At 38.3% G+C, this 24,154-nt stretch carries 27 protein-coding genes and 2 pseudogenes; 12 read left to right on the forward strand and 17 right to left on the reverse strand.

Going from position 1 to position 24,154, the window contains the following annotated elements; genetic code table 11:
• Positions 1 to 18 precede the first annotated feature (18 nt).
• The 14 genes from PCY16_RS09820 to PCY16_RS09885 all read right to left on the reverse strand — a co-directional run bounded on the left by PCY16_RS09820 (position 19) and on the right by PCY16_RS09885 (position 12,386).
• Positions 19 to 1,131, reverse strand: coding sequence for a CHAP domain-containing protein (locus PCY16_RS09820; RefSeq protein WP_195401414.1), 1,113 nt, complete (start codon positions 1,129 to 1,131; stop codon positions 19 to 21).
• Between the two features lie 17 nt (positions 1,132 to 1,148).
• Complete coding sequence (locus PCY16_RS09825; protein WP_195187935.1) at positions 1,149 to 1,373, reverse strand: hypothetical protein; 225 nt, start codon at positions 1,371 to 1,373, stop codon at positions 1,149 to 1,151.
• 1 nt (position 1,374) lies between these two features.
• Positions 1,375 to 3,255 (reverse strand): hypothetical protein, encoded by a 1,881-nt coding sequence (locus tag PCY16_RS09830; protein WP_037611151.1) that lies wholly within the window; start codon positions 3,253 to 3,255, stop codon positions 1,375 to 1,377.
• 11 nt (positions 3,256 to 3,266) lie between these two features.
• Entirely contained in the window at positions 3,267 to 5,771 is a 2,505-nt protein-coding gene (locus PCY16_RS09835; RefSeq protein WP_272146434.1) for an ATP-binding protein, read from the reverse strand.
• A gap of 13 nt (positions 5,772 to 5,784) precedes the next feature.
• Positions 5,785 to 6,195, reverse strand: coding sequence for a conjugal transfer protein (locus tag PCY16_RS09840; RefSeq protein ID WP_037611150.1), 411 nt, complete (start codon positions 6,193 to 6,195; stop codon positions 5,785 to 5,787).
• Between the two features lie 2 nt (positions 6,196 to 6,197).
• Positions 6,198 to 6,422 (reverse strand): hypothetical protein, encoded by a 225-nt coding sequence (locus tag PCY16_RS09845; protein ID WP_021144863.1) that lies wholly within the window; start codon positions 6,420 to 6,422, stop codon positions 6,198 to 6,200.
• A gap of 9 nt (positions 6,423 to 6,431) precedes the next feature.
• Positions 6,432 to 7,427 carry a conjugal transfer protein gene (locus PCY16_RS09850; protein WP_037611149.1) on the reverse strand — a complete coding sequence of 332 codons (996 nt, stop codon included), beginning with the start codon at positions 7,425 to 7,427 and terminating at the stop codon, positions 6,432 to 6,434.
• 11 nt (positions 7,428 to 7,438) lie between these two features.
• Positions 7,439 to 7,996 (reverse strand): hypothetical protein, encoded by a 558-nt coding sequence (locus tag PCY16_RS09855; RefSeq protein WP_037611148.1) that lies wholly within the window; start codon positions 7,994 to 7,996, stop codon positions 7,439 to 7,441.
• 3 nt (positions 7,997 to 7,999) lie between these two features.
• Positions 8,000 to 8,230, reverse strand: coding sequence for a hypothetical protein (locus PCY16_RS09860; protein WP_037611147.1), 231 nt, complete (start codon positions 8,228 to 8,230; stop codon positions 8,000 to 8,002).
• A gap of 14 nt (positions 8,231 to 8,244) precedes the next feature.
• Positions 8,245 to 9,477, reverse strand: coding sequence for a replication initiation factor domain-containing protein (locus tag PCY16_RS09865; protein WP_037611146.1), 1,233 nt, complete (start codon positions 9,475 to 9,477; stop codon positions 8,245 to 8,247).
• 206 nt (positions 9,478 to 9,683) lie between these two features.
• Entirely contained in the window at positions 9,684 to 11,372 is a 1,689-nt protein-coding gene (locus tag PCY16_RS09870) for an FtsK/SpoIIIE domain-containing protein (RefSeq protein ID WP_301354545.1), read from the reverse strand.
• A gap of 13 nt (positions 11,373 to 11,385) precedes the next feature.
• Positions 11,386 to 11,847, reverse strand: coding sequence for a hypothetical protein (locus PCY16_RS09875; RefSeq protein WP_061652451.1), 462 nt, complete (start codon positions 11,845 to 11,847; stop codon positions 11,386 to 11,388).
• A gap of 21 nt (positions 11,848 to 11,868) precedes the next feature.
• On the reverse strand, positions 11,869 to 12,165 hold the full coding sequence (locus tag PCY16_RS09880; protein WP_021144871.1) for a hypothetical protein: 297 nt from the start codon (positions 12,163 to 12,165) through the stop codon (positions 11,869 to 11,871).
• 38 nt (positions 12,166 to 12,203) lie between these two features.
• The gene (locus PCY16_RS09885; protein ID WP_081721214.1) at positions 12,204 to 12,386 is read right to left on the reverse strand and encodes a hypothetical protein; all 183 of its coding nucleotides are present in this window, start codon (positions 12,384 to 12,386) and stop codon (positions 12,204 to 12,206) included.
• Between the two features lie 640 nt (positions 12,387 to 13,026).
• Here PCY16_RS09885 and PCY16_RS09890 point away from each other — a divergent pair.
• The 7 genes from PCY16_RS09890 to PCY16_RS09920 all read left to right on the forward strand — a co-directional run bounded on the left by PCY16_RS09890 (position 13,027) and on the right by PCY16_RS09920 (position 18,691).
• Positions 13,027 to 13,368 carry a helix-turn-helix domain-containing protein gene (locus PCY16_RS09890; protein WP_037611195.1) on the forward strand — a complete coding sequence of 114 codons (342 nt, stop codon included), beginning with the start codon at positions 13,027 to 13,029 and terminating at the stop codon, positions 13,366 to 13,368.
• The gene (locus PCY16_RS09895) at positions 13,369 to 14,964 is read left to right on the forward strand and encodes an RNA-directed DNA polymerase (RefSeq protein WP_229036661.1); all 1,596 of its coding nucleotides are present in this window, start codon (positions 13,369 to 13,371) and stop codon (positions 14,962 to 14,964) included. It abuts the gene before it with no gap.
• A 119-nt stretch (positions 14,965 to 15,083) separates the two neighbouring features.
• On the forward strand, positions 15,084 to 15,941 hold the full coding sequence (locus PCY16_RS09900; RefSeq protein ID WP_037611196.1) for an ImmA/IrrE family metallo-endopeptidase: 858 nt from the start codon (positions 15,084 to 15,086) through the stop codon (positions 15,939 to 15,941).
• 8 nt (positions 15,942 to 15,949) lie between these two features.
• Positions 15,950 to 16,636, forward strand: coding sequence for an XRE family transcriptional regulator (locus PCY16_RS09905; RefSeq protein WP_037611197.1), 687 nt, complete (start codon positions 15,950 to 15,952; stop codon positions 16,634 to 16,636).
• 3 nt (positions 16,637 to 16,639) lie between these two features.
• The gene (locus PCY16_RS09910; RefSeq protein ID WP_037611198.1) at positions 16,640 to 18,055 is read left to right on the forward strand and encodes a Y-family DNA polymerase; all 1,416 of its coding nucleotides are present in this window, start codon (positions 16,640 to 16,642) and stop codon (positions 18,053 to 18,055) included.
• On the forward strand, positions 18,052 to 18,414 hold the full coding sequence (locus tag PCY16_RS09915; protein WP_037611199.1) for a hypothetical protein: 363 nt from the start codon (positions 18,052 to 18,054) through the stop codon (positions 18,412 to 18,414). Before PCY16_RS09910 ends, PCY16_RS09915 begins: the two co-directional genes overlap by 4 nt.
• Complete coding sequence (locus PCY16_RS09920; RefSeq protein WP_037611200.1) at positions 18,407 to 18,691, forward strand: DUF5960 family protein; 285 nt, start codon at positions 18,407 to 18,409, stop codon at positions 18,689 to 18,691. Before PCY16_RS09915 ends, PCY16_RS09920 begins: the two co-directional genes overlap by 8 nt.
• A 28-nt stretch (positions 18,692 to 18,719) precedes the next feature.
• Here the strand turns inward: PCY16_RS09920 and PCY16_RS09925 are convergent.
• Positions 18,720 to 18,836 (reverse strand): annotated as a pseudogene (locus PCY16_RS09925) (DNA methyltransferase); the annotation flags it as partial.
• Between PCY16_RS09925 and PCY16_RS09930 the strand changes: the two are divergent.
• The 5 genes and pseudogenes from PCY16_RS09930 to PCY16_RS09950 all read left to right on the forward strand — a co-directional run bounded on the left by PCY16_RS09930 (position 18,836) and on the right by PCY16_RS09950 (position 21,136).
• Complete coding sequence (locus PCY16_RS09930) at positions 18,836 to 19,078, forward strand: hypothetical protein (protein WP_037611202.1); 243 nt, start codon at positions 18,836 to 18,838, stop codon at positions 19,076 to 19,078. The pseudogene PCY16_RS09925 and the gene PCY16_RS09930 overlap by 1 nt on opposite strands.
• A gap of 59 nt (positions 19,079 to 19,137) precedes the next feature.
• A pseudogene (locus tag PCY16_RS09935) lies at positions 19,138 to 19,284 on the forward strand (SDR family oxidoreductase); the annotation flags it as partial.
• 10 nt (positions 19,285 to 19,294) lie between these two features.
• Positions 19,295 to 19,984, forward strand: coding sequence for a hypothetical protein (locus tag PCY16_RS09940; protein ID WP_037611203.1), 690 nt, complete (start codon positions 19,295 to 19,297; stop codon positions 19,982 to 19,984).
• Positions 19,985 to 19,995: 11 nt separating this feature from the next.
• Positions 19,996 to 20,436 (forward strand): ASCH domain-containing protein, encoded by a 441-nt coding sequence (locus tag PCY16_RS09945; RefSeq protein ID WP_037611204.1) that lies wholly within the window; start codon positions 19,996 to 19,998, stop codon positions 20,434 to 20,436.
• A 301-nt stretch (positions 20,437 to 20,737) separates the two neighbouring features.
• Positions 20,738 to 21,136 carry a hypothetical protein gene (locus PCY16_RS09950; RefSeq protein ID WP_301354546.1) on the forward strand — a complete coding sequence of 133 codons (399 nt, stop codon included), beginning with the start codon at positions 20,738 to 20,740 and terminating at the stop codon, positions 21,134 to 21,136.
• A 505-nt stretch (positions 21,137 to 21,641) separates the two neighbouring features.
• Here the strand turns inward: PCY16_RS09950 and PCY16_RS09955 are convergent.
• Both PCY16_RS09955 and PCY16_RS09960 read right to left on the reverse strand, forming a co-directional pair.
• Entirely contained in the window at positions 21,642 to 23,378 is a 1,737-nt protein-coding gene (locus PCY16_RS09955) for an ABC transporter ATP-binding protein (RefSeq protein ID WP_051413951.1), read from the reverse strand.
• Positions 23,379 to 23,395: 17 nt separating this feature from the next.
• Entirely contained in the window at positions 23,396 to 24,154 is a 759-nt protein-coding gene (locus PCY16_RS09960; RefSeq protein ID WP_037611205.1) for an ABC transporter permease, read from the reverse strand.

Here is a 24,154-nt window from a genome sequence, read left to right on the forward strand (position 1 = left end):
TCTAATTTAGTTGAAATATCAATGTCCTATGACATATGTAAATTGTTTTGCTGTATCTGCATCAAAAGTACGGTAGCTAACGACTCCTAGTCCTTTGACGTTTGATTCAGAGATAAGAATGGAGCCATCTGATTTGACTTGTTCCACAAAGGCAATGTGACCATAGGTTGGATCTGCTCCAGCTTGTCCTGGGCTAAAAGATAGTGCGGAGTGTTCGGTAGGGGTATGAGTTGTTTGATAACCTGGGGCATTCATCCATTGGCCACCATTTCCCATATACTCTCCAAAGCTAACACCGACCTCTTTTCCTCGGTTATAGACAAACCAGGTACATTGTCCCCAAGGATAAGACAGTCCTGTATAGCTTGAGGTATTGATTTCTTTGGTGAGGCTATAGCCTTGTGGGACATCCCCAGTTGTGACACCGCCTCCGTCTCTGGTTTTTCCTGTTGTTTGTTTAGGGGCTTTTGGTGTACCTCCATGCTCATCGATATAAGTATCGAGTTTTTGCATGGTTTCAGCACGCCTTTTTCCTGAGCCAGAGGTATCGGTGAAGTAGACCCCACCATCTGTTGACGTGTTGAGGGAACCACTCGCAAATTTTTGCGCTTTGTCATCTTGGACTTTGAAGGTTTCATTTTTATTGCCAATGATGGTCTGATTGGTGAGTCCAACAACGGCCACTTCATCGTTAAAATTATTGGCATTTTCTGGATTAGAGTCAAATGCTCCAAAACCAAACATATTGGAACCAGGATTTGTAGCGACTCCAGCTGTTCCAAGTGAGCTTTCATTTAAGGCAATCGCTACAATGGCACGAACATCTAGATTAGACTTAGCCTCCCAGTCTAAGAGTTTTTTCCCATTGATGCGTTTCTTGTCATAGGAGATTCCTAAAGTATCTAAAAAACCGTCCAATTGCTCTGCTTTAATACCATAGCGATGGACGAGTAAATTATGGGTATAGGGGTCTCCATTTGACCAGTGGTCTGTGTAGGTTGCGCCATTTAGTGATTGAGAAGAGCCACCAGTGCTACCTCCTCCGACGGCTCCCATAATGATGATAATGATAAAAACAGGAAAAAAGAGAGGAAGAAGGCTAGATAATAGATACCATTTTAGTTTTTTCATCGACTCTCCTTTCTACTTTAATGTCTGATATAAGCTGTAAATAGAACAGTCCCAAAGCGCCATTTAGCGTCTAAGACGACGGAATAAGCTTTCGTTTGTGCAATGATCTGGTCTTTGTCTTTTTCTGAGACTGGAAATAAAAGAAGAAAATCGACGGAGCGTTTCCCTTCTTGGTAGGCCTTAAAAAGTGTCTCTTCAAGCATTCTTGGAAAGGCTGTTCTTGAGCGTATTTTAGTATTCATTCTATTCTCCTCTCAATTGGTTTAGGCGTTGAGTTAAACGATCTCGTCGCTCGATATTGGCTCTTATCTTATCGTCTCGTGTCATGGTCTGACGATAAGCACGGGTGAAGACATTGGAACCTTGGGCTTTATACATGGCTTGAGGGTCCTTGTAAGCATCCAATCTCCGTTCTAGGATATTGATACGGTGTTGTTTGAATGGTGACATCCACTCTTTTCTGAGCGTTTGGAATTCGTCCTCTGGACTAGGTATTCCTTCTGACATGATTGGTGCCTCATTTGGAGGTGTTGGGCTCTCTTCTTCAATCGGCTTGAAGTTATCAGGTGGTGTCTGTGTTGGAGGAATGATTGGTTCTGGAGATTCTGACGTTATTGGAGCCTCTGTTGGTACAGATGGCATGGCAGTTTCCGGTTGACTTGGTTCTTTACGGGTAAAGAAGGAACCAGCATTTTGGAAATGGCTCTTGGCATTCATCATTACTCCAGTCCCAAAACCGGCTCCAGCCAATGCAAAGTTTCCGAGGTGTTGAGCCGTCGCAAGGCTTCGTGTTGGGACTTGTGAAGCAACCTCTTTGGTCTTTGTGACGCCATGTTCAACTTTAGTCCCAATATCTGTCGCAACCATTCGAGCTTTGGAGCCAAGAACGAATTGGAGGAGTTGGCCTTTAAATCTCCAGATAAGGAAATAGATGACACCTTTAGAAACCACCGATACTAAGAGTTTGAAGACAAGACCAAATAAGAGAAGGGATGGTAAGGTTTTTAGAACTCCATCAAACCCATTTGTGACGATGTTTTCTATCATTTTTTCAATATAGAAAATAAGGAGTGTTAAGAGAGTTGTAATTGCTGGAAAAATCAAACCTCCAAACATAACTTTAAGCACTCCAAAGACCAACTCTTGCATTCTTGGAACGAATGACATGAGAAGGACTACTGGGAAAAGTAGAATCATGGTGAGGACAAGGATTTGGGCTACTACATTTAAGAGCTGGATAAGGATAATGGGGACAGCTAATACAAAGGCTTCTACAATTTTAAAAATCACATAGAACATCCGAGTGAAAATGAAGTCCGGCATGGCTGATACCCAACGGTTCTTTTCACCATCATCGTTGGCTCCGTCTCCTAAATCGTCTAAATACTTGGAACGGTCTTTGGCTTTGACAGCCTTAAAATTTCCATTCTTATCACTAGTTCCAAGAACTTTACTGTCGTCAAAGGCTTCTTCTTTCCCGTCTTGGCTATTCTTGTATTTTCCATTTTCTTGGCCGGTATTGACAAAGATATAGGCTTTATAGGACGTTTCTGCAATGTAGCTATCCGACATCGATTTTCCAATTTTAATCGACTTGTCTTTGGCGTAGTCCACCTTAATACCTGCAATCTTTTTGGTAACGTCTTTAGAGACGTTATTGACGGTATCAAGGAGATAGAGCCCACCAGAAGTTCCAGCGACTGTCCCAAAGTACCCCAGAGCTAATAGGAGTACTAGACAGACATGGAGGAGTGTTCTTGAAAAAGAGCCTTTTGAGAAGAAATACTGGTAGAACAGGTAGAAAGCTAAAACCAAAAGCAAGGTGCCTACAAGTGATTTGTTGGTAATGTTGCCAGAATTAGAGCCCGTAAATCCGTGCCAAATACTGCTTGCTCCATGAAAGACATAGGTTTTATAGGTGGCGTAGAGATCAATCTTTTCTAAGATGCGAATGAGGAGGGAAAAGAAGCCAACGACGGCATTAAGAATGAAAAAGAAGAGGTTTACGAAGAGTTCATTAATTAGGACCCAGGCTCCATTAAAGGAGCCAAAGTTGGTTGGTTCCATGTAGGACTTTAGGGAGAAGATATCCACTCCCTTTAGCTTGGCAAAAGCTTCTTGCATCAGTTCACCTCCTAACTAGCGTATTTATTTTCGAGACTTGAAGAGACTGTTGCTTTCATTGGTTTTAGAAGCATGTCAATATCCTCAAAGAGATTATGGACGGAAATCATATTAAGATTACCGTAGACATCGTAGTAAAGGCATTGACCAGAAATCATATTATCAATCCATTCGAGGTTACTTTCAGTGACTTCGAGATTGACGTGTCTGAGAATATCTTCACGTTCAGATTTTTCATAGAAGGCAAAGATAGTCCCAAATCCAGTCGTGTCATCGTCATTTTCTGCATCATGGACAGATTGTGTAATCAGTGCTAAGGTATTGTTTTTGGAGCGTCCAATACGTCTCATATTTTTGATAACGGCTTTTCCTTCTGCGGACTTCATGAGAATCCAAGCTTCGTCAAAGAACTCAATGGTATCTTCATTTTCATTGCGTTCCCCAAAGTGGGTACAAAAGGCCCCAAGCGCAAACATGAGGGCAATAGAGTTCCGTTCGTGGTCTGAAATCTTTGTGGAGTCATCTTTTGGGAGCTTGAGGTTATTGACTTCTAGGATAGTGACTCGGGACTCATAGTTAAGCCCCGGAGTTGTGCCATCTGAGAAGGCGAGTTCCAAGATGGAGTTTGTCACAATGGACGTCAGATAGCGACCCACTGAGGCAATTTCAGATGAGGAAGCCTGTCTTAAGGCTTCTAGGACATGTTTAAAGCCGACGTTTTCACCAGCTACTCGACGTTCCACGATAGCATTGATGGCTTCTGTGATGGCTGTTTTCTGGTCCATCGTTACATCATCGACAGCTTGTAGTAGAAACTCGAGCATGTTCTTTGCGACCTCTACAGCTTGTTCCTTATCGAGAACTACAATAGGATCTAAGACTCCGTGGTTTGATGGTAGTGAGCTATCCAGTGTCACAAAATTAAAGTTCTCAATTTGTTTCTTGCGTTCAGGGTAAAGTCTTGCAAATTCTGGAGAACTAATCACTTGTTGGTAGTGATTTCTAAGTTCACGTTTCGGGTCAATGTAGAGAGTTTTGACATTTTGAAGAGCGACACTTAAAAAGATAATCTGAGCGAGGAAAGATTTCCCTTGTCCTGTTGCCCCAGTGATAATGATATGAGGGTTCTTGGTAATCTTTCCTGCAATATCTTCTTTGTTTCCCACTGTCGCATTATAGAGGACGATATTTTTTGATGATTCGATGGCTTTTGAGATAGAGTCCCAGCGTCCCGTCCAGTTATCAACCCGGCCGATATACCAACCAATTCTATTTCCAGAAGTGGTATTGGTAAAGGGCATGAGTTCCGCAAAGCCTCGTGGTGTTACCATGTGAGTCCAGGTACGAGTTTTCTTTTGAAGAGGTTCCCCGTATAGGAGAGCCTGAAAGAGATAAGGTCCATCTTGTGAGGCTTCACTAATCTCAACTCCCATATCATCAAAATAATTAAGGACCACTTGTCGTCTTTGGCGGAGCTGGTGAACACTTGAAGCTGAGACAATCAAGTAGGCTCCATATTCAATAATATCTTCTTTGTTTCCGACTTTACGCATCAGATCTTTTAGAGAGATAGATCCCATAATAATCTCATCTTGTTGGACGGTGTCGGTATTCTCAGCTTCTTCCATAATGTTTCGATAACGAGTGTTGGAACGTCCCATCTTGCCTTTAATCTTATTGGTATCAATGAACTCAGATTTGACTCGTAACTCAACTGGAAAATTCAAGCGCTGGATAAATTCTCCTAAGTGAAAACCATTGAATTGAACTGGGAACTTTCCAACAGGAAGAATCGTCACAAAGGAGGATCCATAAGGACTTTCTAGCTTAAGGAAGCCTCCTTTTAGGACTTTAATCAAGGTATCTGTGATATTGAATGAAGCACGATTGGCAACCACTTCTTTCTTGTAGTGAGGGATATAGCGGAGGTATTGCATCCGCTGGTAGTAGAAAAGTTCTTCATTGGTGAGGCGCTGTGCTCGAAGAACAGAAAGAGCTTGAAAGATAGTTAATTCGTCACTTTGATATTCTTCATACCAAGTTGGGCTCAGTTCTAACTCATAGCCAAGCCCTTTTGCGATTTTTTCTGAAAAGTCTGTAAAGCTTTCATAGGCTAAGTCTTTAAGTGTTGCCCCGTGATTTTGTTTGCGAAGGGTGACTCCAATCACCCAGTCAAACTGATAAGGGATCTCCATCTCGTCTGTTAGACGATCCACCGTGTAAAGAAGCAATTCTTCTCCTAGTTCACGGCTGTCATCTGCTAGAGCATCGGAAAAGTCCCGCATTTTTTCTTCTAGGAGATAATCTTTTGGAATGAGAGAGATTTCAAAGTGCTGGTTCTTTTGGAGCTTTTTCATCATTTGCGCAACAGTAATTTTGTGTTTCCATTTTTTCTCATCATCCGTAATGGTGATGGGAGTATTGGGGATTCGATAGAAGGCGACAACGGAATGATCCTTTTTCAGAGCTAGGTTGTCATGTGTCTCTCGAATTGGATAGGTTAAGGTAATACTCATAGGACCTCCTTTTCTATAGGTTTGTTTTTTCAAAGACAATTTCATCAATTGGTTCTATTCGGTCCTCCTGGTAGATAGCTTTTTGATTAAGTTTGAAGTCCCACAGATACATCAGGTAGTCAGATAGAAAGAGATGCATCTTCTTTCCATGAGGTTCATACTCGGTGTAGAATTTAGCAAGTTTATAGGGGAGGTACCAGTAGAGCAGTAGTGAAATAGAGTGTGTGAGTTTTGCGAGGGGAACCAGGATGAATCCTCCAAAGAGCAACATAGCAACAAAAACGAAGGTAAAGACAATGAAAAATGATAGTTGCATTGGTGTCGCAAAGTACCAAAGGCGAGTTCCCTTTTTTGTCTTGATTTCCTGGATCCAATAGGGGGCGTTTAAGCCCTTACTGTAGTCATAGAGTCTTTCGTCAGTCATACTTAAAGTCCTGAATCGATACCAAAGAGTCGTAGAAACCAGCCGACCACTTTTAGGATGTCTTGTCCTTTTGCGATTGAGACAATGACAGCATAGAAGCCAACGACTGAGAAGAGTTGAAGCCAAGAACTGTTTCGCCAAGCTTTAATAGCCAACAAAACAGCGATAGCGGTGAGAATCCAAATCCCATCGCCTTGGAGGAAGGTGCGTAGATTGTCTGTATTCATAGAGTTCTCCTAATCTTTATCGTTTGCGTAGTTGAGAGGAATGGTGTGTTCTAGTTTTGTGACATAGTAGTTCTTGTCTTTTTCTGAGAGCGTGAAGGTGAAGTTTTCAGAGTGTGTCGTTTCCCCCACCTCAAAGGTTGCTTGGACATAAGCAATGAGATCATCCCCATCTTTCTTAAGATAGGTATAGTCAATCGTTTTAAAGGTGGTATTGGCTACAATTGCAACGTTCTTGGCAATAAGGTTGAGGTTGTCTTGGTTAGTGGTATAGTTGGTGAAGAAGACCTTGAGGAACTTTTCAACCTTCTTGTGCTGGCTGTCTGAGGCGTGGTCGTTAGCTGTTAGTTGGAGTTGATCGTCTTCGCTAAAGTGTCCAGCTTGTGAAGAGTCAATGGCAGAGAACCAAGGGAGTCCAGAAACGTAGTATTTCCCCTCTTTTTCATCAAAGGGAATATTAAATCCTGTTACCAGTTCTTTTTCCTCGGTGTCTTTGTCATGTTGGGTTATTTCCTTGTATTTGACCTTGTAGGTGGCTACCTTACCCTCTACCGTGACTAATTGTGAGTAGAGCAAGGTACTTGGGTTACGCACTTGACCTTGTGCTTTGACGTCTGGAACGAAGTTATAGAAGCTGTTGAGGTGTTCAACTTGTGCTTGTTGTTTATCCCCTTCTTGTGGGAGGGTAAAGTAGGCATAAACATAGTCATTGAGATAATACTGGAGCTTGTAGTCGTACTTACGATTAGCGTTAACAGGCTGTGCTTTTTGTTTTTGAGCTGCTTCCACTTGAGCTTGTAGTGTTCCCACTTTATTTGAGAGTGTGATGGCACGGATAGCACCCGTAAGACCAACAAAAAGGAGGAAAGCAATTCCTCCGATAACAGCTAGATTGACGGTCTTTTTCGTAGTGACTTTTAGTTTTGGTGGACCTCCTTTCTTCTCCACCTTTTTAAAGTTTGAGAGGTATTCCCTTGCTTTTAGTAAGTAACGTTTGGCTTTTATCATAGGTCCTCCTTCTAGAGACTAGCGAGTTCGATGAGTTTAGACCCTTTAGCGTAGAGGCGCTTATTGGCTTTTTCAATCTCACTGTTGATGTAGTAGTAGCCTCGTAACTCATTATGTAGTTGTTCGACTAACTCAGGCTTTAGGTCTTTGGCTTCCTCTTTCTTGAGCAGAGCGTTTAGTTCTCCAGCCTTAGTCCAAGCTTGTTTGTGGTCTTTCTTTTTGAGCAATTCTCCGAGTTCGTTGGTAACTTGTCCAATTTTGGTTTCAAACATCGTTTTAGTGGCCATGTCAATTTCCTTTCTAAATGTTTCGTGATTGTTTTTGATGGTCTGTTGAATATAGGCAATGAGAGAGGGGCGCATTCGTTTATTGAGATTCAGAACTTGACCGTCTAGGGTGAAACAGGCATGTTCATAGTCGTAGAAGCCCCTGTCATCTGGTGGCTTTTCGGTACACCTTCCAGCACATTCATAGTAGAAGTCCTTACCTTTTCTAAGGAGGATATACATGTTCCAAAACTCTTGATCAGGAAGAAGGAGGAAGTCTGCTTGATAGATTTTCTTGAGCATGGATTAGCCCTCTAGAAGGTCCTCGTAGCCTAGCGCCTGGTAAATAAAATCTGTATCAAACCAAAGCCAATCATTGATTTGAGTGTCGGTGGGGATATTGCCAGAAAAGAGGTCTTCACAAATGGTGGTTAGGGTATCTATGCCACCTCGTTCACGAACAGTGTTTAAGGTACTCAGGCCACCAGACCAGGCTTTAAAGTTGTTTAGTGAATTGATTTCGACTTTGTATTCCATAAGGGATTTCCTTTCTAGTGTTCATAGTGTTTGTTGGTTTTGAGGAGTCTTAAGATAGCCTCCCCACGATCAGTAATTTCACCGCTATTTTGAATCATCTTCATGTATTCTGTTTGCATGATTTTGTCTGCCTCAGAAACGAGTGCAAGAGAATTTGCGACTTGATAGGTTAACCAGCGAATAGTCCGTTCGATACTGTAAGGTTGTGGACTGGTTGAGAGTTTTAGGGGTTCAACCCCTCCAAAGAGCCTTTGCCATTTTTCATCGGGCTTATAGGCTCCAAACCGAGTGAGACCATCATAGACTTGGATTTCTTTATTCACGATGCCTCTTGCGATTTCTCCGAGGTCCACACCGTTGATGTATTCCTCCACAACCCCTTGGGCTTTCTGGTCTGAAAAACGTAGCTCGTAGCGGTTCCAGATACCAAAAATCTCCAAGGATTCTTCCAAGGAGATATTTTCCATACGGGCGATTTCGTATCGTTTTTCATAAAAGTTGAAGTAGAGCTGACTTTGTCGGCTCCCAAAGTAAAGGGAAAGACCATGATTGGCTTCCATGTCCTCGTTATCGGTGAAGGAACCTCCACCAGTGATATTCCATTTTTTGATAGTATCTAGTACAATCTCTTTGGCATAGAGCTTATCAATGAGCTTGGGGATCTGGATATGTTCCTCCTCGTGTCCATAGCCTTTATAGAGCTCGTCTAGGGCAATATCAAGGCGTTTTACCCTAACATCTTGGTAGGCATAGAGAATATTTTGAAGAAAGTTTTGCCAAGAAATCCCCTTGTGTTCTAAGAGGAGTTCCATCTCCCGACAGCCTTGACCAGATAGTTGAAGACACGTTTGGTAGTTATTGGTCGCAGACTTATCAAAGAAATCGAAAATCCAAATGTTTCCTCGTTGCCACAAGTGGGTATAATTCATGAGCCGTGTTTCTTGGTCTGTAAATTCGCTTAGGTGACAAAAAAGAAAGTTTTCACAGAAAGCTTCTAAATCCCTCAGACTAGGGAAGGTTAATCGCAAATAGTCGATGTGAGCTCTAAGATTATTTCTGTGACACTCCTGATAATAACCAAGTTTTTCTTTGAGTTCTCGGAACTTGTTAATGGTCAGTCCTCTTTCGCCTGTTTCATAAGAGCGGTAGGTTCTAGTTGGAAGATCAACAGCTTGTGCAAAGGCTTTTTGGCTAAGGCCTATTTGTTTTCTGAAGTTCTTGATCTGAAAGGGACTCATTTTAGTCATTCATGGAAACACCTCCTTTTAATTAAGTGACACACTTTTTGGACCAAAGTGACACACTTTCTAAATCTTGAAATCCCAACTCCCACAAGGAATGAGGAGGGGTGGACGTGGCACTTTTGCCAAATGTAACCCCCCTATTAGAATCGGGGGTTGAAGTCTCATCATGGCCTAGGAACTTCGGGCTACGGTCTGCGCCTGACCTGTGGTCAGGCTTGCCCTTGCCCTTGTCCTAGCTCATGATGACTAAGCGTCGCTTCAACGGCTTTTGGATAAGATTTGCGTCCCCCCTCCTCAAAGTGGATGAGAATTTCAAGAAGAAGTTCTTCTTGAAAAGGATCGACTAGAATGGCGGATTCTGTCCGTTCGAAAACAATCCCTTGTTCTTGCAAGAGATAGATAATCTTTCTAAGCGTCGCCATTTTGAGTTCTTGTTCCTCCGCAAATTCCTTGAGAGGACGCCGATTGGTTTCAATATTTAGAGGCTCTTCCTCCTCTATTGATTCAATCGTTTCTGGTTGAGGTTGGACTTCTCCAAAGACCTCAAATTCTTTGCCATCATATTCCATAATAGGGATCTTTGCGTAGGCATCATAGAAAGAGAAGCCTTGGTCAAGTGGCACGTAAGGTGAGAAGAATTCCCCAGCCAGGTCCCCATTATTTGCGATATAGCCTCGTCCTTTAACTTTGACGCCATTGATTTCATCAAGCTTTTTGAACTCTTTGGTTTTGTTAGCATCTCCAAACATCATGTCGTAACCTGTTGATTCCAAGTGGCCAACTGAGAGACGTTTCATAAAGTTATCTCGAAGAGCTGTTTTGATGAATTCTCCATCAGGTCGTTGCATGGCAAAGATGATAAAGACACCAGCTTGACGCCCTTCTAGGACGAGCTGAGAGAGGTATTCCATGAGTTCAGATTGGAGACTATAGTCACGGTCAATCTTGGCTATAAGGGCTGCCCACTCGTCGACGAGGATGAATTTGGGTGTCATACCGTAGTATGTAAAGTTCTTTCCAGCTTGAAATTTAGGTGACGTTGACATAAGCTCGTAGCGTTTTTCCATGAAGGCGACGTTCTCTTTAAAACACTGGATGATATCTTCTTTACTTGTATAGACACGACCATGAAAGACAGGTATCTTTTTGAGACCAGCCAAATCAGAGTTCTTTGGATCACAGATATCCACAAAGCCAATCTTAGCCAGTGCATAGATAATGGTCATAAGGACAACGGTTTTACCACCACCGGTTCCCCCACCAATGAGCAAGTGAGGCTCTTCAATATAATCCCAAGTGACGTCTTTCATAAGTTGGAGTTTAGATCCCTTGACATCGACCTCATTAATGGTGATACGGCTATCAATGCGGTTGATGGCAATGTCATAGGTGATAAACCGTTTATCAAAGGTTTTATTACGAAAGTCCCCGTTAAACATGACTTCAAGAGTCGAGCCAAGATTGAGAAAACGGTCCTGAAATTTATTGCCTTCTAGGATAAAACGAACTTCAATCTTGTAGCGAGACTGTTTCAAGTAGACCTGAGGAAGGACAATCTTTTCAATCGTTTTGTTTTCACGTCTGATATTTTTAATCAAATAGAGGTTATTTTCGATCAGGAAGCGAGATAAAATCCGTAGGCTATTGAGCTTTTGAAAGAAGACGATTTTCTCGTAACACATCCGATTCAGTAGGTAAGCCACCAGGCAAGAAGCAACAAGGACACCCCCGATAAAGTAAACTTGTGGCAAGGGATGGTCCTTCAATTCTTCTAGGTTAAGATAGCAATAATTTCCAATCGCTAACAAAGAAGGGAACCACCAGATAAACCAGGTGATTCCCCGAATATGACGATAAAAGGCCCTAACTCTTATCCCACGATAGGTAAAGAGTTTCATAATGCATCACCTCCTAATTATCCTTCTTGGTGTCTAGAGGTTTGTTTTCCTTAAGAGGTGCCCCTCCATTCTTTTTCTTGATTTTAGAAGCAAAGAGCTTGTAAATATCATTGCGGTTAACGTGCGTATGGGTGATCACAATATCTTTTAGTTCAACTTCTTCTCGGTATTTAATCCCTAGGTCTTCGATTTCAGACTGTGCCATATCAGCAATGGTGAAAAAGAGGGTTTCGTGTTGGACGGAAGAGTGAATTGCCACCACAATCCCTCGGATTTCTCCTGTATTAACTTGTACAAATGAGCCGTCAGGATTTCGTTGGGTGCGGTCTTCTTCAAAGATGATATCAGGACCTTCAATGCCACGGAAGGATAGTCTTCCAAGGACTTCAGGTACGTTTAGGCCATCCGTAATGACACGATAGGTCTTGTCTGCAATTTGTAGTTTTTCTCCGTAGTTTAATCCAATTTTAGCCATAGGTATTTCTCCTTTACTTTCTTATTTTTTTAGGACTAATTTTTCCGCAAAGACATTGAGGGCTGGGGCAACTGAGTTGCCGTTTAGAGCCGTGTCTGAGAGAAAAATTGGGTTGACCGCTTCTACGAGAGCATCTTCTGGGAAAACGGTGGTAGAAGCAGGGGTAATGACGTGAAAAGCACCGTGCTTTTCGCTATTAAGGATATGACGTTGGTATTTGCCTTCTTTACCAAAGATAAAACGAGGAGCATTTCCTAATTTTTCGTAGTAAGCAGGGCCGATAAAATCTGGTTTCATAACAAGTGTTTCTGGAATCATAGGTTTTTCCTTTCTGAATTTAAGCAAAAGAAAAAGAGTTAAGCTAGTTGCTTCACTCTTGAGTAATAGTGGGTAAATAGTTTACGTTTAAACTGTCGACTATAGAACTGAATATCACCACTAGGATAGCTGTTTCTACGAGCTTCTTGGACTAAATGTTCGAGGTCAATAAGAGCTTGTGCATAGAGTTTAGCTTGTAGTTTAGGCGAGTAGCTAAACATGTTATAGGTGAATTCATAGTTATCATAGAGGCGTTTACATTGTAGTGCGAAAAAAGTTAGTCATAATTTCTCCTTTATTGTAAGCGTAAAAAAGCTACTAAGATATAAAGAAGACTTAGTAGCTTGAGAGTAAGTCTATCTCAAAAGATAGACAGCAGTATAGAAAAGTTGTTTGGTTGGAAAGATTCTTCTTTCCACGGTGGCAACGTTTAGCAAGGTGCATTGCATGAATTACCATCGCTTTCCCGGCCAATCTCTTTAGGTAGTCATTGTCATACCCTAGGGATTCTCTTACGCAATCTTGCGCAACCAGTTCACTTTACTATTCGGCAAAAGTGCTAATCGTCCGAAATGCGTGGAAGCCCACAAAATACTTGTTTTTATCTTCACTTCAACCATAAATGGACTTGACTTTACTTATCAAAACAATTACAATAAAGGTACGAAGTTTAGTGTAGTTTGATAGTCAGTCCTCTGGTTGTCAGACGCACTTTTTATTTAATTGTCAATGATCTCAATTGGTAGGGATTATTATTTTGATTTTCAATATCGCTACCAGCTATATTTATATTTTATCGCTATTGGCGATAATAGTCAAGAGATTTTTGGAATTTTTTTAAAAAATTGAAGAGGAATAGCTATGGCGTTTGCAGAACGTTTAAAAGAATTACGAAAACAAGCTCACCTGACTCAGGTTGAACTCGCAAAACGATTAGGGATAGGACAATCTTCCTATGCAGACTGGGAGAGAGGCAAGAAAAAACCAACCCAAGAAAATCTTGTTAAGATAGCACAAGTTTTAAGTGTATCAATTGATTATTTAGTTGGAAATTCAGAAGAAAAATCAGATGAATTAGACAATATTGAATTGCTTTTCCGTATGAACTCAAAGGGAATGACCGAAGAAGAAAAAGAAATCTTCAAGAAGGAATTGATTGAGTTTATGGAAGAGAGGAAAAAAGCATTTAGGAAGGAAGAATAGATGCCTAGAAGAAGCATTTTAGATATGAATGAAATTGAAGCTAGAAACTTCTTCCTGAAACCGGAGTCGTATTGTAATATTCCTTTACCGGACTATATTAATTTAAAGGATGTTATACAATATGCTGAAAATTTAATAGATGGTATAGAAGATCTTTCAAACATACAGTATTCACCAAAGTATAAAAAAAAACATCCTGACTTAGATATTGTTTTATTAAAGGATATAAGTGATGCTAATTTGCGAATAATGGCTAATAAAGATGGAGCATACTCTTGGCGTCCTTTTACGCTTATTCATCCAATAATTTATGTTGATTTTGTTAAATGTATTACTGGAAAAGATAATTGGGAAGAAATTAAAGCTAGATTTACTAAATTTCAGGAAGATGATAGAGTTATATGTGCTTCTATTCCCGTAGAGTCAACTGCAAAAAAGAGTGACACAGAAGAGCAAATTTTATCTTGGTGGGAAAACCTTGAACAAGCTCAAATAAAACTTGCTTTAGATTTTAACTATTGTATTCATACTGATATAACCGATTGCTATCCTTCAATCTATACTCATACAATTGCATGGGCTTTGCATAACAAAGAATGGGCAAAGAACAATAGAGACGATGGTTTAGGAAACATGATTGATGGGAAAATTCAGTCGTTACAAGGTCAACAAACAAATGGAATACCACAAGGATCAGTGTTAATGGATCTTATTGCAGAGATTGTATTAGGGTATGCCGATATTCGATTATTAGATTTAGCTGATCAAGAATCTCTTTCAGAGTTCAAAATATTGAGATATAGAGATGATTACAGGATTTTTGCAAACAAAAAAGATGTTGCGGAAAGATTAATGAAATTGTTGTCCGAGGTTCTTTTAGATTTAAATTTAAAAATTAATTCAAAAAAAACATTTTTGTCTGAAGAGATTATTCTAGATGCCATTAAAGCAGATAAATTATATTGGACTACTAAAAGGGCTAGTTTCGCTGAATATCGTACATTTTTATATCGAAAAGATGATAAAATCAGGATAACTAAGGAGATTCACTATAAAATTAGTCTACAGAAACATTTGATTGAATTAAAGATTTTAGGTGATAAATTTCCAAATTGTGGACAACTAATAAAGGCATTAAATGAATTTTATGATAATCGTATTTCTGTTTTAAATTCCTCTAAAAATCAACTTCCTGATACTTATCAACTTATAAGCATTGTTACATCAATTATGGTAAAAAATCCTAGAACAATACAAAGTTGTGTAGCTATTCTACACAAACTTTTGGAATTTCTAGAGAATAAGGAAGAGGCTGAGGAAATAATAAATAGTATTCTTAAAAAATTTAATAGTTTACCAAATGCAGATCTAGTAGAGATTTGGATTCAAAATATTTCAGTCAGGCTAGATAGATCAAAGAAATACAAAAATTTACTTTCTCAAAAGATAGCCGATAATAGTATACTCTTATGGAATAGTGATTGGTTAAAGCCTGAAAAGAGAATTAATGAAACGCTTCTAATAGATGAGGATAAAATTTCTGAATTACAACCGAAATACATCTTAAATAATTTTGATTTAGACTCAGATTTATAGAAATTTACATTATTCTTTGATCATGGATTTAAGTGGACAATCGTCCACTTTTTTTGTACAATAAGCTCAACCATTTTGGTTTAGTTTAGTGGATTATGAATTAAGGGAGGTGCTGTTAGTTGGATGAATTGTATTCAAGAGTAAGTGAAATCACAAAACAAGCCCTCTATTCTTTTATGAAAGAGGAAGAAATTTCTACACTGAACTATAAGTTCCACTATTATTTTGACTATTGTATTCGTGAAAATAATATACAAGTTATTAGTCATCACTTTTCAAATCATAAAATTGAAGGCCTGACAGTTACTGATAATCTAGGAACGAGTTTTTCCTATGAGCAAGAAAATCCAGTAAGCAAACGTCACTTTACATTGTGTCATGAATTAGGCCATTTTATCTTGAAACACGATGGTTCTTATTTTACAGAGTTGGTGGATAATCAGGAATCTATTTTGGAGCGAGAAGCCAATGTGTTTTCAGCTATTGTACTCATGCCTGATATAGTGTTACTATCCAAGATTTACTACGCTTGTGAATCTTTCCAAAAGGTCAAAGAGGATCTAGAGGTTTCAAAGCAGGCACTTTATTTCCGACTGATTGACTTGTTGAGAATTTACAAAGTGGATACTGAATCAGCCATCAAACAGGCAGTAGATGAATACCTTGACGGTCAAAATGCCTCCCTTCACCATTGCTTTCATCAACTTAAAGAAATATTGATTGAGGAGTTCAATCAATATCAACCCTCGCTTATAGCACGGCTAAAAAAGAGATTGAAACAAACCAATTTTGTGACGAGTCAAGAACTACCAGAATTACTTGATCAGACAAGATGGGACGAGATTAGAGCGGTAAAGAAATTCAAGGTGTGGCTTGTTTACAATAAGGGAAAATCTTTAGCCTACGTGTGGGATAGCAACAAACTATCAGAGACAGAAGCTAGGAGAAAGGCAAATTTAGAATTATTAGTCATGTGAGGTGAATCATGTATCAACCAGAAAAATTAAAAGCTCGGAGGAAAGAGCTAAAACTAACACAAAAAGATATTGCAGATAAGCTAGGAATTAGCTATCAAGCCTATTCTGCTTGGGAACGTGGAGTTAAAGAACCATCTACTGAGAAAGTAGCATTACTAGAAAAGATTCTGAGTGTCCCAAAAGGTTATTTCACTGAAATAGAGATTGTCAGACTTTATAATGTCCTCTCACCCAATGGAAAAAATCAAGTTGTGTCTTATGCTCGTGACTTAGTCGCAGAAGAGAAAAATAAGAAGGTTGTCTCTATTGCTGAACCACGTTATGAATATCGGGTCTATGAAGAAATGTCTGCTGGTCTTGGAGCCACTATTTATGGAGAAAAAGAATACGATACGGTCTACTATGATGAGGAGCTGGGACATGATTTCGCTTCTTGGGTTTCAGGGGACTCTATGGAGCCTAAATATCCGAATGGTTCCGTTGCCCTCATTCGTGAGACAGGCTTTGATTATAATGGGGCAGTTTATGCAGTTGTTTGGAATGAGCAGACCTATATCAAGCGAGTCTACTTGGAAGAAGATGGCTTACGCCTCGTTTCCATCAATAAAAAATACAAAGACAAATTTGCTCCTTATGACGATGATCCTCGCATTGTTGGTAAAATTGTAGGAAACTTTATGCCTTTGGAGGACTAGCCTATGGGAATCATTGACTATTCAAAAGAGCCTGTCAGTGATATTGCCTTTATTGATATGAAGTCCTTCTATGCTAGTGTTGAATGTGTGGAGCGAGGACTTCATCCTCTTAAAACCTCCCTCTGTGTGATGAGTCGAGCGGATAATTCTGCTGGATTGATATTGGCATCATCACCTATGTTTAAGAAAGTATTTGGAAAAAAGAATGTTGGTCGGGCTTATGATTTACCATTTGACGTCAAAACCAGAAAATTTTCTTACTTTAACGCAAAAAAGCAGGGACTTCCAACGGATCCAGACTTTGTAGGCTATATTGAGGAATGGGCGAAGGCCACCTTTATCGTTCCACCTCGAATGGACAAGTACATTGAGGTTAATATGGAAATACAACGAGTTTTCCAAGACTACGGTAGCCCCAATGAAATACACCCTTATTCAATTGATGAGGGCTTTATTGATCTAACAACTTCTCTTAACTACTTTGTTAGCGATCAGACCATATCCCGAAAAGATAAGTTGGATATGATTTCTGCTAAGATTCAAAATGATATTTGGCGAAAGACAGGTATTTACTCAACTGTTGGTATGTCAAATAGTAATCCCTTACTTGCAAAGCTAGCCTTAGACAACGAAGCTAAGAAAATGTCCACCATGCGTGCTAACTGGTCTTATGAAGACGTAGAAAGTAAGGTTTGGACAATTCCTAACATGACTGATTTTTTGGGAATTGGTCATCGTATGGAAAAGAGATTAAATGATTTGGGAATCTTCTCTATTAAGGAACTTGCTAATTGTAATCCCGACTTACTAAAAAAGTCTTTAGGAGTAGTAGGGCTACGTCTCTGGTTTTACGCAAATGGAGTAGATGAAAGTAAAGTTAACACTCCATATAAACCAAAGAGCTCAGGATTAGGTAACTCTCAAGTCTTACCAAGAGATTATATCAAGCAACGGGATATTGAGATTGTCCTTCGAGAGATGGCAGAGCAGGTTGCTATACGTCTTAGACGAGCAGGTAAGAAAACAACTGTTGTCTCTATTCACGTAGGCTATTCCAAACAAGAAAATAGAAAATCAATCAACACACAAAGAAAGATCGAACCAACTAATCAGATTGACACTCTAACTAATGTGGTTTTACAGTTATTTCATCAGAAATACAGTTCTGGTGCTGTAAGAAGCGTTGCCGTCAACTATTCGGGTCTAGTGGATGAATCGTTTGGACTCATTTCTTTATTTGATGATGTTGAAAAAATAGAAAAAGAAGAAAGGCTCCAATCAGCGATTGACAGTATCCGAGATCGGTTTGGGTTCACTTCACTATTAAAAGCCAATGCGCTTGAGTCAGCATCAAGAAGCGTCGTTAGAAGTAAACTAATCGGAGGTCATTCTGCTGGCGGATTAGATGGTTTAAAATGATTGATCGTTCTTATTTGCCCTATCAGTCAGCCCGAGAATATCAAGACTCAGGTATGCAAAAGTGGATGGGCTTCTTTTTGTCCGAACATACCAGGTCACTAGGAGAAGAAAAATATCGTGTCGATCTAACTAGTGACTTGAACAAAACAGAAAAATTATTGTTACTTTCTCAGCTTTATGTTGGGAATTTAAAGGGTCGCTTTATAGTCAAACAAAAAACTCAAAAAGTAATTCTGATTGGCGAAGTTAGAGAAATTTCAGCAAAAGAAATATCTCTCAAGACCTATGAAGGATACCGACTGATTCAAGTAGAAGACTTCTTGAGCATCCAGTTATTAGAAGAGGTTACCTATGAGTAGAAAAGAACTATATGAGAATAAATTGCAGATGGATTATTTCTCAGAAGACTATATACGATTCGAAGAAGACTTCCAAAAATACTCAGCAATGGACGTACCACTTACTTTTCTAATTGATGATATTCTCAGAACTATGGCAATGAACCAGAAGAACTTTTTCAAGTTGAATAAAGAGAACGCAAAGGATAGACGGGATCACTATTTTTATTTTCTTATTAGAAGTAGTGGAGAAATAAGGTGCTTTGAGTATAAGCAACATAGGTTTGAAATCAAATAAAAAGTACGGTTGATTTTCCGTACTTCTTCTATTTCTCAATTTTTTTAATAAAATCTCCAATTTTACGAACAATTTCCGTTACTAAAGCATTTCCCATAAAGAACATACGCATTTTATCAGAAACTTCAACAATAGATCCATTGGATGCAACAGACATATAAAACAATGGTTACAAATGGAAAAGCTTTTCATGAGGATAAGGCTCTCAAGGTAATTTTAGATGACGAAAAAGTATATTTGAATGTGCTTAATTCACAAAATACTGACAAAAAAGGTCCTCAAATTATATATACTAGTCCTAATAGGAAAAAAGAGCATCCCTTGAATATGACGGTTGCTAAATACTATTTGAAAAAAATGGGAATTTTTTCTGATAAACTAAAATGAAAGAGGGGTGTTTGCTCATCTTTTATTATCCATAGTATTCAATTTTAGATGGCTCAATAATCTCATTGTGGAAGTTCTCAACACCCATCAAACGCTGGATTGAGCCAAGTGAGATTGCAGAAGTCAGCTTATTCTTAGCTAGTGGTCATGCATCTGCCATGCAAGGACAAATCCTGACGATTGATGGTGGCTGGTCTTTGAAGTAGGAGGAGTAGGATGGAAGTTATTAAAGAAAATTTAAGACGTTGTGATGCTTTTTATCAATTTTTAGAGGAGAATAGTCACAACTATATCCCCTATTTATTTGATCATTTATGTGAAGATCCAGATGCAAGTGACAGAACTTTGTACCAAGAATTAAGTAATAAGTTTCAAATCCCTGCTAGAAAAGATCATTTGATAGATGATATTGAAGGACGAAAGATTAGACTTGCGTCTGATATTATTTGTGGTAGAAAGCAAATTGTTAAGTTTCACGAAAATGATTATAAAAAGTGGAGAGAAGATTTTGAACTTGTTCGTTCCAATTTAAACCTTCATTTTTTGTGGCCTAAACACAAGGCGCCAACAATCAATACTTATCGCTACACTAAATATTTAGATAGGATTGATTATTTACTTTTTGATCTAAAATGTTATTTTAGAGGACAAGAGGCTCCGATGATTGCTGCCTATCAAGGTGAAGAGACAGAGATTTGGTTAAGGCAGTTTAATAGAGGTTTCAAGTATTTCATTGATAAGATGAAGTTGAATGCTTTCGTGAATGAAAACTATGAAGTTTTAGGTATCAGTAAAGCACAATCAGAAATTATCCAGAAAATCATTTCTAGAAAAGAGATTTCAGATACATTAAATCTGTACATGGAAAATATGTTAAATTTAAACCGGAAAGGTATATTCAGTTGAAAGGAGAACTCATGACACCGCAAGAAACGTGGAATGCCTACAAGCAAATCAACCCCTCTATCGGTGATGAGATAGACGCCTGGGCTTTTGGAGTAGAGGCAGATCTCTTAGCTGACTTGGTTTTAAAAGGCGTAAAGACGGCAACCGCTTCAGCTTACGACCTTTATGCACTAGAGGATGAACCCCTTCCACAGGAAGGGACATTCGATGTTATTTTAGACAGTCAAGGTCAAGCTGTCTGCATTGTCGAAATTACAAAGGTTTCCGTTGAACCCTTTGATCAAGTGTCAGCTGACCATGCCTTCAAGGAAGGGGAAGGTGACAAATCCCTAGCCTATTGGCGTCAGGTTCATGAGGACTGTTTCGCTGAGTGGCTGAGAGAGGCAGGAATGACTTTTACACCTAACAGCAAGGTTGTTTTGGAAGAATTTCGTAAGGTTTATCCATTATAGAACATGAGGGGGGGACAGAAATCGGTAATTCGTTAGAATTCGATTTCTGTCCTACCTCCTCACAGTTGAGTAGGGCTGTAAAAGCTGATGAAATCAGCGTAGTAGAGCCCACTCAACCACTGCGTCTTGCTCGACAATCCAAAGACAATTGAGAGGCTAGGACTTTTGTCCCAGCCTCTTTATGTTCAAGTTCAAAGGTTTTATTATCTTTATCAATCCCAATTTGTAAAATTAAGCTAGACAGAAAAAACCATCTATGTTAGGGCCAGATAAACACCACATTTGTCTGACCCTAACATAAATGACCTATGCTCATCTTATCACAAACGAGCTTGTAATGATAGAGGTTTACTATCAAGAAAACATAAAAGTTTCAGATATTGTGACTTCACTTGGCAGATCAAAACAGACAATCTACAATGTCATCAACTATCTGAAAGAGGGGCGCTCTGCTTATGATTGCTATAACCGATATAAAATCAATAAGAAACGCTGTGGCAGGAATAAAACCAGTCTTACGCAATCAGAAAAAGTTTTTATCCAAACTTATTTAGAACAAAATTGGAGCCTTGATGTCATTAAAGGAACTTATCCAGATAGGGTTTCTTGTTCTATGAGCTCTCTATCGACTAGCAGACCGTGGTATTCTAAAGAAAGAGGATCTCCCTTGGAAAGGCAAAAGAAAACCAAATGGTCATAGCGAAAAACGAGGAAAACAAGCGTTGCGCAGAGATTTACGTGAGAGAGCAGACAGTTATCCTAATTTTAAGACGGAATCGGTCATCTAGAAGGGGATACAATTGTGGGAGAAAAACACAAAAGTGCAGTCATTACCTTAGTAGAATGCTGCTCAAAAGCCATCATCACACTGAAAACCAATGTTCTGACACACTTGAAAGCTTATTTGATTAAAACTCCATAACTCTACTAGGGTGTTTACACAAAATTATTGATAGTATCTCTGTTATAAAAATAGAATAGTCCTACGACTACTCTATTGTGACAATTTGTAAAAGAGAATAAATACTAAAAGATTAGTGTCATACTAACACAACTCTCTCAATATCACAACAATTATACTCATTAACTAGCTGACAATATCTGCTCCCCCTCATAGTAAGGAACTTCAGTACTCATGGTAACATCTTCCCATTCATCACCATCACCCATGCAATCGCATAACTAGCATATTGAAGACAATTTTTTTAAAAGCGTCCCTCACTGTATATTTTTCTATAAGTTTCACTTTGCTGAAGCAACTCTTGATGTGTCCCACAATGTATTACTGTACCATCTTCCTCCAACACAATAATTAAATCTGATTCAACAATAGTTTTTAACCGATGAGCAATAACAATGGTTGTGATAGTTCCTTTTAGCTCTAACAAAGTATTAATAATAAGACTTTCAGTCATTGTATCAAGATTTGCTGTTGCTTCATCCATCAATAAAATTTTAGGATTACTTATTAGAGCTCTGGCAATATTTAACCTTTGTTTTTGCCCTTCGGAAAGTTCTATCCCACCTTCACCAATAACTGTATCCAAACCACTAGAAAACTGATGAACAAAATCATATGCCCCTGACCTTTTTAGAGCCCTGGCAATACTCACATCATCTGATTTCCAATTTTTTCCATACAATAAGTTAGATTTAATAGTTCCTGAAAAGAAGCCACTTTCTTGGAAAACACAAGAAATCTGATTTCGTATAGTATTTGTAGAAATATTTTTTAATGAAACATTATCCACTAAAATATTCCCATCATAATCATTAAAAAATTTTAACAGCAAAGAAAACAAGGTCGTCTTTCCTGAGCCACTTGGACCAACTATAGCTATAAATTTTTTTGAAGGTAACTCTACATTGATATTATTTAAAACTTTTGTAACACCATCGTAACTAAAAGATAAATTATCTAAAGTGATAGTTCCTTTTAAAATGTTAAAATCAATTGAATCTAATGAATCACTTTCAATATTAACAGTCAAAATATCTGTAATACGTCTTAATGTCCCTTTAACTTCAAAAAATTCTGATATACTAGTAAAAATACTCGTGATTGGACTAATAGCTTGAATAATATATAAGATGAAAGTTACCATCTCACCAATAGACAAAAGTCCTTGATTCACTTGCCAACTAGTATATAGTAAAAAACTAAGTACTAAAAGAATTAACAAACCAGATGTTAAAGTATTAAGAACAGCGGCTGTAGCAACCATCTGAACAAAATTATAGTAAATCTTATTAAATTTACCTTTAAATGTACTTACTTCTTGTTTTGATCCTACATAAGACTTTACCAACTTATTATTTAAAATCTTTTGAGTAAAACTTCCACTAACATCACCTAAATATGTCTGGTGTAAATTGTAGAGCCGTTCCAGTTTTTTATTAAAAGGCATGATAAGCAAACTGGCTAAAGCTGTTGCTAAAAAGGCTATAATAGTAAGGCGAAAATTTATTGACACAAGTATAATACTCGTTCCCAAAACAATAATAGCATTTATTATTAATTGAGGAATAGTCGTAGTAACAATTTTAGCCGTTTCTGATATATCATTTGTCAGACGACTCGTAAGATCTCCTGCTGAAAATTTATTTAACTGATAAATAGGTAAATTCAAAGTATGGTTAACAAACTCATTCTCCATATTCTTAATAACCCTAGCTCCAACCTTACCCAACAAAAATGTAGCTAAACCTTGAATAATATAAATTATACAAATTACAATCATTCCTAAAAGAACTATAATTTTATGTGATAGAATAAAGTTCATTCTATTACGATCTGCTAAACTGCCCATAATTAAAGGCAAAGCAAGTGTAGATAAGGCACCGATAATACTTAGAATTAATCCTACTATAAATAAAAAGTACTCAGGTATAAGAAAGCGTCTAATTTGAGATAATACTGAAGAACTTTTTTTACTCTCCATAATAGTACCTCAACCCACTAATACTCAAGTCTACTATAAAAATATAAAGAAGCAATATACAAAATTGCATAGTAGACTACAAATAATAACATAATAAGTAATATACTACTATTAAAAGACATATGACCTAACACATTAACATAACCGTTCGGAAACACATATTTTAGCGAAGCAAGATGTGGAGCTATAAAAGAAAAAGATGCAAAAATAATTCCTACAAGCATAGTGAATCCATTTGTCAAGATAATTGATGCCAAACTGGCAACTAATAAACACAACAAAAACACCAAAATAGTCCCTAAAATACTAATTACCGTATACTGTACATCATCAATTTGGGAAGGCCAAAACCTACCTGATGTATATGGTTGATGAACCAAATAGACATAATAAGTAAACAATGATGAAAAGAAAGTTATTACTATATACAATATTTGAAACAATAAAATCGCTCCTAGCTTTGCATTTAAAATAACTTTTCTACTAATATCTTTGTAAAGATACATAATACCACTTGTAATTTCATCTCTAAAAATCGTACTTACAATATAAATAAAAACTACTAATGGCAAGGTCATTTGGTACTGAGTAAATAAAACTGCACTAAAAAACTCAAAAAAGCTTAGTGACCCCACTGGGGCGCTCAATTGCATAAAATTGGTATTAAATAATCCTACAACAATTAATAGCATTGGGAAAAAGCTAAAAGCTAACGCAATTTTTGATTCTTTTTTCTTCAACAATGCTTTAAAAAAAGGTAATGTTAAGTAATTCAT

This window comes from Streptococcus sp. SS4 (assembly GCF_030440125.1).
Lineage (GTDB): Bacteria > Bacillota > Bacilli > Lactobacillales > Streptococcaceae > Streptococcus.